We start from the raw sequence: 12,198 nt of genomic DNA, 5'->3' as shown, positions 1-12,198 counted from the left end.
CATGGCTAACACGCTTATCAATCTGCGCCCTTGGCGTGAAGATCGTCGAAAAGACCGACAACAGCGCTTCTCTCTTTACAGCCTCCTGTTTGTTATATTGGCAGGTGCTGTTGTATATGGAGCCGGTGCTTACATCGAATCCCAGACTATTAAGCAAAAACAACGTAACGATTACCTCCGCCAGGAAATGGCAAATCTTGATAGCAAAATCAAGGAAATAAAGGAGCTTAAGGAAAAGCGGGCACGATTGTTGGAACGCCTGCAGGCCATTCAGGATTTACAGGGCAACCGACCCGTCATTGTGCGTGTGTTTGATGAACTCGTTAGAGTTCTTCCTGAAGAGCTCTATTACACCTCCCTGTCCCGTAGTGGGAATATTCTTAAGGTAAACGGCAGCGCGCAAGCTAATAAAGATGTTTCTCAGCTAATGAGGAGCCTGAATCGCTCCCCCTGGTTTGGCGAGCCGAACCTTAGCAGCGTAGGTCAGGGAGAAGATCTAAAGAACTTCAATATGCAAGTTAGCCTTTCCAAGCCAAAGCCAGAGGAGGGTTCCTGATGCTGACCGGATTTAAAAATAGCTTCCGCGGTTTTGATATCAATAACCTGGATTTTTCTGCAGCAGGCTCCTGGCCTATCGGCGTTAAAGTTGTTTTTTACCTATTGATCTTGATAGCAGGGATTACCGGGGGCTATCATTTCTATATCAAGGACTTGGTTACCGCTCACGAGCAAGAAGTTAGAAAAGAGCCCGATCTCAAAGATCAGTATAGGATCAAGGCTTATCAGGTTGCGAACCTTGAAGCGCTCAAGCAACAAATGGTCGATGTGGAAGAACGCTTCTCAGAACTGCTGAAACAGCTTCCAACCGATACAGAAGTTCCGGGGTTGCTCGAAGACATTACCGATATCGGCCAGAACAGTGGTTTGAGCTTCGACGTTATTTCTCTCGCTCCTGAGAAAAAAGTGAAGTTTTACATTGAATTGCCGATTAATATTAAAGTAAAAGGAAGCTATCATCAGCTTGGTGAATTTGTCAGTGGTGTTGCTGCTCTGCCCAGGATCGTAACGCTACACGATTTCACTATATCCCCCATCAGCCGGGATGGAGATCTGAGTATGACAATCGCTGCAAGGACCTATCGTTATGATGACAAGTAGCAACATCGCTAAAATGTCAAATAATGCGGCGGAAAAAAATAAGAATAGCAACATGTCAGCGCTTAGATTATTTTCACTGATTCTGGTCAGCCTTATCCTGCAAGCCTGCATTCAAGTCGAAGGCCTTGATGACCTCCGCCAATACGTCAAAGAAACTCAGGAAACCCCCGTTGGCTCTATAGAACCCCTCCCGGAATTTAAACCCTATGAAAGCTTTCTTTATCGAGCGACCAGCTTAAGAGGCCCCTTTCAGCCCCTGATTCGGGTGGAGCCAAGCGAAGAGGAGGAAATAGTAAAGAATGACTTAAAGCCTGATTTCGAGAGGCCAAAAGAACCCCTCGAAGCGTTTAAAATTCTGGCTCTACGAATGGTCGGCACGATTCACATGCTTGGGGAAGGCGAGTTAATGGCCTTGGTAGAGGATGGCAATGGTGAGATCCACCGCGTGCACAAGGGTAATTATCTTGGCCGAAACTATGGCGAGATCACTCAGGTAAATGAAACCCAGTTGGATATTGTAGAGATTGTGCCCAATGGCCGGGATGGCTGGATGAAGCGTCCTCGGAATTTGGTGTTAGTCGAAAAAAGCGAATAGGCGGCTTGTGACTATGTTGATAGATAATGCGTTAATAAATAAAGTGTTAATAAATACAGCATCAGTAGACACGACAATAAAAAGCACAGCGTCAATGACTAAGAGAGCATCCATGGGGTCAGCTATCAAACAAACATACACTCATTTAACCTCTTTGATGGTACTGACCTGTCTTGTCTTTACCTTGAGCAGTATCACTCTTAGTAACAAAGTCCAAGCCGATGCAACAATCACCGATACCTCATTTGTTGCACTGCCAGGCAATAAAATGGAGCTTCGTATCGATTTTGATGCCCCTCCGCCAATCCCTCGCTCCTATATGATTGAAAACCCGGCAAGAGTTGTCCTTGATTTATGGGGCGTAAAGAATGGCCTTGGTACCAAGAACCTCGATATAAAGAGCGGCCAGGTGGATAGTGTCAATTTAGCCGAAGTAAAAGGTCGAGTCCGACTGATAGCCAATCTTTACGAAGCAACGGAATACGATGCCTATATTGAAGAAAACAGTCTTTTTATTGTATTTGGCTCGGGCACAGTCGCCCGATCATCAGATGCATCGGTATCCCCAAAGAAAACGTTAACCGCCCAAGCGGCTTCCGCCAGAACTACAATTCAAAGTATTGATTTTCGGCGTATCGAAGGGGATTTGGGGCGCATATTGATTACCCTTACGGACAGTAAAGCAGGTGTGGATATCGTTGAAGAGGGTTCCAACGTTATTGTCAATCTGATTGGTGCTCAGATTCCCGCCGATCTGGAGCAGCGCATAGATGTTCAGGACTTCTCAACTCCAATCACGTTTATAGACGCTATGGGGAATGGCAACAACACCAGCATACTGATCAAACCCTCTGCACAGCCTTATGACTACCTTGCCTATCAGTCAGAAAACCAGTTAGTAATTGACTTTAAACCAATTACTGATGCTGAAGCAGATCAGCTACAACGTGAAAAGTTTCCCTATACCGGAGAGAAGCTCAGCTTAAACTTCCAGGACATCGATATTCGCTCAGTACTTCAGATCATTGCTGACGTAACCGATCTGAATCTTGTAGTGAGCGATACGGTTGGCGGCAATATTACCCTTCGTTTAAAAAACGTTCCCTGGGACCAGGCACTAGAGCTAGTATTAAAAACCAAAAGTCTCGACAAGCGTGTTATAGGCAATGTCATGATGGTCGCTCCTGCTTCAGAAATTGCCGAACGTGAGCGATTTGAGCTGGAAACCAATAAACAGGTAGCAGAATTAGCTCCGTTGAACACTCTGTTTTTGCAGGTTAACTATGCCAAAGCAGCCGAGATCGCCGCTCTATTAAGCAGTGAACAAGGCATGCTATCTGAACGAGGCAGCATGAAACCTGATCCTCGTACCAATATGTTGCTGATTCAGGATACGGATCGAAACATCGCCAAAGTGAGGCGCGCGTTAAAGAAACTGGATGTTCCAGTCCGACAAGTAATGATCGAAGCACGAATAGTAACTGTATCCACTGACGCCACCAAAGATCTGGGAGTCCAGTGGAGCCTTGGCGGCGTAAATGACGGCAGTAACAGAGTCGTTATCGGTTCTGGAATGGATGATGTCAGACGAGCTGGCGGAGGGCTCCCCATTACTGAAATTCCAACGACTCTTAATGTCGATTTGGGTGCAACAACAACCGGTGCATCCAATTTTGCCATTGGTTTCGGTAACAACGATTTATTTCTGGGTTTCCAAATATCAGCCCTGGAAGCTGATGGCCAGGCTGAAGTTATATCGCAACCAAAGATCATTACTGCTAACGGGAAGCAAGCTAGAATCCAGTCAGGTAATGAGATTCCATTTCAAACGGTGGAAGATGGGGAAGTAAGCATTGAATTTAAAGATGTCGTATTATCATTGGATGTGACCCCTCAAATTACACCGGATAATCGGTTGATCCTTGATCTTAAGGTTAATCAAGACTCTGTTGGTGAAACTTTGCCCAACGGAGAAGTCGGCATTGATACTAACGAGCTAGAAACTCAAGTACTGGTCGATAACGGTGAAACCGTTGTGTTGGGTGGAGTCTTTAAAAATGAAACATCCCGCAGTCTGGCAAAAACACCCTTTTTTGGTGACCTGCCAATAGTCGGCAATCTCTTCCGGCATACATTGAACAAAGATAACAAAGTTGAACTGTTAATCTTTATCACCCCTAAAATTATCGAGGAGTCTGTCACCGCACGTTAGCTTCGTGGATGACGCTGTAAGCATTGAATATTTTTCTTATTGGGCCTATGGGCGCTGGCAAGAGCACCATAGGCCGCCTTCTTTCTAAAGAACTCTATCTGGAATTCAAAGACTCAGACAAGGAGGTTGAAGATCGGGCGGGTGCCGACATCCCCTGGATTTTTGATGTTGAAGGGGAGGATGGCTTTCGCCGTCGCGAGAGCGCTGCAATAAATGATCTGTCATCCCTTTCCGGACTGGTCCTGGCAACAGGAGGTGGTGCGATATTACGAGAAGAAAACCGTAAATATCTGCAATCACGAGGAACAGTTATATATCTCCATGCTTCTGTTGAGCAGCAGATTGAACGAACCGCCAAGGATCGGAACAGGCCCTTGCTGCAAGCGGATAACCCTGCCCGGGTTCTCTCAGACCTTATGGCTATTCGCGACCCAATCTATCAGGAATGTTGTGACTATTTAGTAAAAACTGACGGACGAAGACCCAGAGCGGTAGTTCGTGAGATACTGCAGTATCTGGACAAATGATATAGAGGCCTACTCCCAAATGCACCAACTCGTTGTTGATCTTGGCGATCGCTCATACCCTATTTTTATTGGCCAGGATATCATTTCCGATGCCCTGCTCTGGACAAATTATGTCCGCTCAAGACAGGTCATGATTGTAAGCAATGAGACAGTGGCACCCCTATATCTTGAACAGGTCAAATCCGCGTTAGCAGATAAGCTTGTTTCTACAGTGGTGTTACCCGACGGTGAAAGCTACAAAAATCTGGCTACTCTCGACCTGATATTTAGTCAGCTGCTATCTGAACGACACAATCGCACAACAACCCTAGTCGCCCTAGGTGGAGGGGTTGTTGGTGATATGACGGGGTTTGCTGCGGCATGCTATCAACGAGGGGTCGAGTTCATTCAGATCCCGACAACTCTACTCTCTCAGGTTGATTCTTCTGTGGGCGGTAAAACAGGCGTCAACCACCCTTTAGGAAAGAACATGATAGGGGCGTTCCATCAACCCCAAGCTGTGGTGATAGACACCAACACTCTCAATACCTTACCGGACAACGAACTCTCAGCAGGCATTGCGGAAGTCATCAAATATGGACTGATACTGGATTTAGAGTTTCTTAACTGGCTAGAACACAACATGCAATCGCTGCTCAATAGAGACCCCCAGATTCTGGCAGATACCATTCGTCGCTGCTGTGAGATCAAAGCACAGGTTGTAGCAGAAGATGAAAAAGAAACTGGAAAAAGGGCACTGTTGAATCTAGGCCATACCTTTGGCCACGCTATCGAGGCCCATGTTGGTTATGGGGGCTGGCTTCATGGTGAAGCAGTATCAGCAGGAACTGTATTGGCCGCCCAGTTGTCACAACGCTTAGGATGGCTGAGCGCTACTGATGTTGAGAGAATAAAATCCATATTAAGAGCAGCCTCTCTGCCCTTAGAACCACCAACTAAAATGTCCTCAGACGATTTTTTCAAACTCATGTCCGTGGATAAAAAGGTGTTAGATGGACAGTTACGACTGATTTTATTAAAAGCCCTGGGACAAGGAGTTGTCACAGCTGATTTTCCATCAGCCGATCTCCAGGCCACACTTGATGAAGCAACCGGGTAGAGAGCCGCCGCAGAAAGAGAGCTTTTTTGGGCAGCAACGTCGGTAAACAAATTCCTTGTCAGACATTGCAGAATAACTTTGTAATTAGATTTTTGTAGGCACCAGGCATGTTGGGAACAAGATCCGAATCAAACGCCAATGGATTTTCCGAAAACATGGCTGACCTTGCGCCAACGCTTCTCCTGGAAACGGAACAAGGCGAGCACTACTTGCCTCCTTTCCATGTACAGATACTGGAGAAACTTGAACACCTCAGTCGCTATAGTAATTTTATCCAGATTGTTCTGGGTCCAGCAGGCAGTGGTAAAACAATTTTATCAAAGCAGCTGTTTCCTAATGACGAGGATACTGGCGTCTGCGCCTGTTACCTTTCGATTACCACAAACACTGGTATTTCTGAAATACTGGAACAACTGGTCGAGCAATTAGGTATTGATCTGGCGCCCCCCTCTTCAAACGAAGCCAAACTTCAAGCAATCTACCAGCATGCTGATCTGTTACAGGAGACCTCCCGACAATTCTTAATTATTGTAGACGATGGTGATCGCCTTAATGATGATGGCCTCGAACTGCTTTTGAAACTATTGCCATCAATCAGAAATCCAGACGCCCGTCCTCACCTGGTCTTTTTTGCAACCCCAAAACTAGCTGAGAAACTGAATACTGATTACAGATTCAAAGAGACCGTGGAATCGAGTTGCCATTTTGTTGAGCTACGCTCTTTTAACCTGGAAGAGATTCAAGGGCTTTTACAACACAAATATGGTTCAGCAATTAATGACCTAAGCCAACAGCAGCTGGAAACTATCCATCGGGAGTCCTTAGGTTTACCCGGTCGAGTACCTAAAGCGATGGATAAACTGCTTTCAGGAGCAGTTGAGAAGGTAAAAACCCCGCCCCAGGGATCATCCTGGAACCAATTTCCAAAACTTCATCTACTACTGTTTTCAGCAGTTGCATCCATTGCATTTATTGGCTGGATACTGGTACCAGATGCACAGATAGAGGAAAGTTCAGACAGAATTCGGGTTAACTTGCCACTACCAACCAGCACTCAGCAGGTGGATCAGTCAGCCATAGCTGAGCTGGATCAATCTCTTGAGCAGCGATTAAAAGAAGCAGAAGCACAACTGCAAGCAGAATCTCAAGCGAGTATTCAGCAATTTTCCAAAACAGAAACCAGCACGGCAAATACAAACGTTATTACCTCTAAACCAGAGACAAGTCCTGGATCAACGCCGAAGCCACAGACAATTCAACCCGAATTACCTAGTATCAAATTACAGACTGACAAGAAAGACCGGATTGCACCAGAAACACCACAACCCATAGCAGCGCAGACCGTCAAGCCACAATCCAATCAATCACCGAAACCGGTTCCTGATGACAAGAGTAATAGCAACTTAAAAGCGGCTCCTGTCAAGGAATCAGACTCAAGTTCCTTAGCAGCTAATCAAACATCGAAGCAGAGTGCTCCAGCATCCAAAAAACTGGTTCTTCAGATACCGGCAAAATCAGCCGCCGTAAGCCCCCCTTCAAAGCCTGTCTCGATTAAACCGCCCAAAACAAAGCTTGCAACCAAAAATCAACCTGCATCCCCCTATTTACGGGAAAAAGAGCTGATGAGCTGGGATGCCAAGAATTACACCTTACAAATGCTTGGGGCACGAAAGCAGCAGAGCGTTGTACAATTCATTGAATCTCAGAAAAACCGCGATAACTTCTACTATTTTTCGACGATCTACAAAGGGAAACCCTGGTATGTCGTGGTATACGGCAGGTACGCAAACCGGGATAAAGCAATTGCAGCAGCGAAGTCTCTTCCTGCGGATATACGCAAAAACAATCCATGGGCACGAAGCGTTCAAGGAGTCCAGGATGACATTCGTCGTAAAAAATAATTGACGGCAAATACCGTGCCGATCTTACTCACCCGGGCCAAAAAAATCGATTAATTTGTCCTCAGGCCCTTTCACAGGTAAAATGCTGGTCCCTTTTTGTCAGCCGGTCTTTTCCACCGCACCTTGTGGCTCTTCCTAACCGGTTGATTGTAAAGAATGTTTGAGTGAGAACTGCTTATGAAAACAGGACTGTATCGCCCTGGCGAGTTTAAGGACAACTGTGGTTTTGGCCTAATGGCCCATATCAGCGGGGAGCGTAGTCACGAACTATTGCTCAAGGCCATTGAGTCCCTGACTTGTATGACCCACCGCGGAGGCATTGCTGCTGACGGCAAAACCGGCGACGGTTGTGGCCTGTTAATGCAGATGCCCGACAGCTTCTTACGTACTCAAGCAAGCGAGTGCTTTTCCGCAACACTGTCAGAGCAATACGGTGTGGGCATGGTGTTCCTGCCCCAGGATACTGTCAGAGCAGATGCTGCCCGTGCTCAGATGAATAAAGAACTCAAAGCCCAAGGGCTTGAGTTAGTCGGCTGGCGAGAAGTTCCTATCGATTCTTCTTCATGTGGACCCATCGCCTTGGAAACGTTACCAAGGATCGAACAGGTATTTGTCAATAGTCATGACAAAACAACACAAGAGCTCACCGTTAGCCTCTATGTTGCTCGCCGAAAAGCAGAGCTGGCTCTTTCCGAAGAGCAAGATTTTTACGTATGTAGCCTGTCCAACACGGTGCTTTCGTATAAAGGCTTGGTAATGCCTGCAGATCTCACCAGTTTCTACCAGGATTTAGGTGATGAGCGATTGGAAACCGCAATTTGCGTATATCACCAGCGCTTCTCAACCAACACAGCCCCACGTTGGCCCCTGGCTCAACCGTTCCGAACAATTGCCCATAATGGCGAAATTAACACCGTAGAAGGTAACCGAAACTGGGCCAACGCCCGATCCAGTAAGTTCGAAACAGAGTTGTTGCCTAACCTCCAGGAACTGCACCCAATCGTCAACACAACCGGCTCCGACTCTTCCAGCCTCGACAATATGGTTGAATTGATGACTGCTGGCGGCATGGAAATCTATCGGGCAGTGCGAATGCTTATTCCACCCGCATGGCAGAATGTCGATACCATGGATCCGGAACTCAGGGCTTTCTATGAGTATAACTCTATGCACATGGAGCCTTGGGATGGCCCTGCAGGATTGGTGATGACCGATGGCCGGACTGCTGTCTGCATGCTTGATCGCAATGGTTTGCGCCCTTCCCGTTGGGTGATGACAACGGACGGTATTATCTGCACTGCATCTGAAGTCGGCACCTATAATTACAAGCCGGAAGATGTTGTCGCTAAAGGACGTATCGGCCCTGGGCAGATACTGGCTATTGACACTCAAACAGGTGAAGTTCTGCACACCGAGGATGTAGATAATCGCCTGAAGAGTGCCAACCCCTATAAACAGTGGCTAAGACAGCAATCAACACGCCTTGAAGCCACCATGCGCGATCAGGATCTTGAGTTTAAAGTGTTCTCTCCTGATCAGCTGAAGACCCACATGAAAATGTATCAGGTGTCTTTTGAAGAACGGGATCAGGTGATTCGACCACTGGTGGAAATGGCTCAGGAAGCCGTTGGCTCCATGGGTGATGACACCCCAATGGCGGTATTATCTCAACGGGTAAGACCAATTACCGACTACTTCCGCCAGCAATTCGCTCAGGTAACCAATCCACCAATAGATCCTCTACGAGAAGCAGTGGTCATGTCACTGGAAACCTGTCTCGGAGCTGAGCGCAACGTATTTGATGATACTCCGGAGCATGCCCATAGAATTATCCTGGCCTCACCGGTACTCTCTGCGCGTAAATACCAAAAACTATATAGTAATGAACTTGAAGGTTTTGAGAATCACTATATAAATCTGAATTACGAGCCACAGACTGGACTGCAGTCGGCGATTGAAAATCTCTGCGATGCGGCAGAGAAAGCGGTTCGCGATGGCAAAGCAATTTTGATACTCTCCGACCGCAATATCAAGCAGGGTACCCTGCCAATCCCTGCAGTCATGGCCACCGGGGCCGTCCACCATCGATTGGTTAAAACAGGCTTACGCTGTGATACAAATATTATTGTAGATACCGGCAGTGCTCGCGATTCCCACCAAATGGCAGTGCTGTTCGGTTTCGGAGCAACGGCGGTTTATCCCTACCTGGCGTATCGGGTTATTAACGATATGGTTGCCACAGGTGAAATACAGGGGGATGAAATTACCTGTCACGCCAACTATCGTAAGGGCATCAACAAAGGCCTCTTGAAAATTCTCTCCAAGATGGGAATTTCCACCATCGCTTCTTATCGAGGCGCACAATTATTTGAAGCAATTGGCCTTAGCAGCGAAGTAGTTAACCTGTGCTTTAAAGGTGTGGCCAGTCGTATCGAAGGCGCGACTTTCTACGACTTCCAACGGGAGCAGGAATTGCTGGCGGAAAATGCCTGGAAATTACGCAAACCGATTGATCAGGGCGGGATGCTGAAGTTCGTCCACGGCAAGGAATACCATGCTTATAATCCGGATGTCGTGAAAAATATCCAGAAAGCAGTGCAGGAAAACAACCCAGGGGCTTATGAAGAATATGCTGCCTTGGTTAACCAGCGTCCTGTTGCTACGCTCAGGGATTTATTCAAACTGAAGCAGGTAACACCGATAAGCCTGGATGAAGTAGAACCTGTTACTGAAATCTTTAAGCGTTTTGATTCCGCAGCGATGTCACTGGGAGCTCTATCTCCGGAAGCTCACGAAGCTCTGGCCATGGCAATGAACGATCTAGGTGGCCGTTCAAACTCTGGCGAAGGAGGCGAAGACCCTGCTCGCTACGGAACTAATCGTCGTTCAAAAATAAAACAAATTGCTTCTGGGCGGTTCGGTGTCACCCCCCATTACTTGGTTAATGCCGATGTACTGCAAATTAAAGTGGCTCAAGGTGCCAAGCCCGGTGAAGGAGGGCAGCTACCAGGAGGCAAAGTTAACGAGTTGATAGCCAAGTTACGTTACTCCGTACCGGGCGTCACTCTTATATCGCCACCGCCCCATCATGATATCTACTCGATTGAGGATCTGGCTCAGCTTATTTTCGATCTAAAGCAAGTAAACCCTGAAGCTCTGGTATCAGTTAAGCTGGTGTCCCGACCTGGAGTTGGAACTATTGCCGCAGGTGTTGCCAAAGCTTACGCAGATCTTATTACCATTTCAGGTTATGACGGCGGTACTGCTGCAAGCCCGCTGACATCTATCCGACATGCTGGATCTCCTTGGGAAATCGGCCTGAGTGAAACCCACCAGGCCCTGAGCATCAACGGCTTGCGCGATAAAGTCCGAGTACAAACAGACGGTGGCCTGAAAACCGGTCTTGATGTTGTTAAAGCAGCAATACTGGGAGCGGAAAGCTTTGGTTTTGGTACGTTACCCATGGTAGCGCTGGGATGTAAGTACTTGCGTATCTGTCACCTGAACAACTGTGCTACCGGTGTTGCCACCCAGCAGGATTACCTGCGCTCCAAGCACTTTATCGGCACTGTCGAAATGGTGAAGCAACTGTTCACCTTTATTGCAGAAGAAACCCGACAGTGGATGGCTAAACTGGGCGTTCGCTCTTTGGAAGAACTGGTAGGACGAACGGACTTGATGGAGATTCTTCCAGGAACTACAGATAAGCAAAAAGGCCTGGACCTGACTCCAATCCTGGAAAACGATTACGTTGATAGTGGTAAACCCCAGACCTGCCAGGTCGAAAAAAATCCACCGTTCGATCCAGGTACACTAAATCAGAATATTGTCGCAACCTGCCGTGATGCGGTGAATGGTAAACACGGCGGCGAGTTTGAATTTACTATTACTAACTGTGACCGCTCGGTAGGCGCAACCCTTTCCGGTGAAGTCGCCAAACTTTACGGCAATAAGGGAATGTCAGATAAGCCACTCTCCTTACGCTTTAATGGTGTAGCAGGTCAGAGCTTTGGGGTCTGGAATGCAGGGGGCCTTAATCTCTATCTGGAAGGTGACGCCAACGATTATGTCGGTAAGGGAATGGCCGGAGGTAAAATCGTCATTTGCCCACCAACGGGATCTGCCTTCGAAACCCAAAAAACCTCGATCGTAGGTAATACCTGCCTCTATGGCGCCACTGGTGGCCAAATGTTTGCTGCAGGTTGTGCCGGAGAGCGCTTTGGGGTTCGAAACTCCGGTGCAAGTGCGGTAATAGAAGGTGCTGGCGACCACTGTTGTGAATACATGACCGGCGGACTGATTACCGTATTGGGCAATACTGGCTATAACTTCGGTGCGGGCATGACCGGAGGTTTTGCTTATGTGCTGGATCTGGATCGCAGTTTTGTGGATAAGTATAACCACGAACTGGTAGAGATCCACCGTATAAGCAACTACAGCATGGAGGAGTACCGTAATCACCTTCGCTCAGTGATCTCCGAATACTGTGATGAAACCCAAAGTAACTGGGGACAGCATATTCTGGAAAACTTTGATGATTACATCGCTAAGTTCTGGCTGGTTAAGCCGAAAGCAGCCAGTCTCGGTGAGTTACTCGACAAGATGCGTACACGTCCTGAATAACACTGCTCAGGAACCAGTCCTGAACAGGACTTAGAATGATGGTGTTATCCGACGAATTTGTGCTTCCACCCCGGTGGGAGCCG

General features: G+C 47.4%; 8 protein-coding genes. All 8 read left to right on the top strand.

Annotated features, from left to right (window positions below; all coding sequences use genetic code 11):
* The first annotated feature begins 1 nt into the window (after position 1).
* On the top strand, positions 2-556 hold the full coding sequence (locus tag BGP75_RS22015; protein ID WP_076721077.1) for a PilN domain-containing protein: 555 nt from the start codon (positions 2-4) through the stop codon (positions 554-556).
* Positions 556-1,158 carry a type 4a pilus biogenesis protein PilO gene (locus BGP75_RS22010; RefSeq protein ID WP_076721076.1) on the top strand — a complete coding sequence of 201 codons (603 nt, stop codon included), beginning with the start codon at positions 556-558 and terminating at the stop codon, positions 1,156-1,158. Before BGP75_RS22015 ends, BGP75_RS22010 begins: the two co-directional genes overlap by 1 nt.
* Positions 1,145-1,753: a pilus assembly protein PilP gene (locus BGP75_RS22005; RefSeq protein ID WP_198939512.1), complete on the top strand. Its 609-nt coding sequence runs from the start codon at positions 1,145-1,147 to the stop codon at positions 1,751-1,753. Before BGP75_RS22010 ends, BGP75_RS22005 begins: the two co-directional genes overlap by 14 nt.
* 94 nt (positions 1,754-1,847) lie before the next feature.
* Positions 1,848-3,965, top strand: coding sequence for a type IV pilus secretin PilQ (gene pilQ, locus BGP75_RS22000; protein ID WP_233153002.1), 2,118 nt, complete (start codon positions 1,848-1,850; stop codon positions 3,963-3,965).
* Positions 3,966-3,988: 23 nt separating this feature from the next.
* The gene (gene aroK, locus BGP75_RS21995) at positions 3,989-4,492 is read left to right on the top strand and encodes a shikimate kinase AroK (protein ID WP_255395954.1); all 504 of its coding nucleotides are present in this window, start codon (positions 3,989-3,991) and stop codon (positions 4,490-4,492) included.
* Positions 4,493-4,511: 19 nt separating this feature from the next.
* Entirely contained in the window at positions 4,512-5,591 is a 1,080-nt protein-coding gene (gene aroB / locus BGP75_RS21990; RefSeq protein ID WP_076721074.1) for a 3-dehydroquinate synthase, read from the top strand.
* Positions 5,592-5,698: 107 nt separating this feature from the next.
* Positions 5,699-7,492: an AAA family ATPase gene (locus BGP75_RS21985; protein WP_076721073.1), complete on the top strand. Its 1,794-nt coding sequence runs from the start codon at positions 5,699-5,701 to the stop codon at positions 7,490-7,492.
* A gap of 177 nt (positions 7,493-7,669) precedes the next feature.
* Positions 7,670-12,115: a glutamate synthase large subunit gene (gene gltB / locus BGP75_RS21980; protein ID WP_076721072.1), complete on the top strand. Its 4,446-nt coding sequence runs from the start codon at positions 7,670-7,672 to the stop codon at positions 12,113-12,115.
* The last annotated feature ends 83 nt before the right edge of the window (positions 12,116-12,198 follow it).

The organism is Motiliproteus sp. MSK22-1 (genome assembly GCF_001968815.1).
GTDB lineage: Bacteria > Pseudomonadota > Gammaproteobacteria > Pseudomonadales > Balneatricaceae > Motiliproteus.
The sequence above is the reverse complement of the archived record's forward strand: the minus strand, read 5'-3'. Positions and strand labels throughout refer to the sequence as shown.

Coding starts and splice junctions, on each gene's coding strand:
- BGP75_RS22015 (WP_076721077.1), top strand. CDS start 2: ATGGCTAACACGCTTATCAATCTGCGCCCTTGGCGTGAAGATCGTCGA.
- BGP75_RS22010 (WP_076721076.1), top strand. CDS start 556: ATGCTGACCGGATTTAAAAATAGCTTCCGCGGTTTTGATATCAATAAC.
- BGP75_RS22005 (WP_198939512.1), top strand. CDS start 1,145: ATGATGACAAGTAGCAACATCGCTAAAATGTCAAATAATGCGGCGGAA.
- pilQ (WP_233153002.1), top strand. CDS start 1,848: ATGACTAAGAGAGCATCCATGGGGTCAGCTATCAAACAAACATACACT.
- aroB (WP_076721074.1), top strand. CDS start 4,512: ATGCACCAACTCGTTGTTGATCTTGGCGATCGCTCATACCCTATTTTT.
- BGP75_RS21985 (WP_076721073.1), top strand. CDS start 5,699: ATGTTGGGAACAAGATCCGAATCAAACGCCAATGGATTTTCCGAAAAC.
- gltB (WP_076721072.1), top strand. CDS start 7,670: ATGAAAACAGGACTGTATCGCCCTGGCGAGTTTAAGGACAACTGTGGT.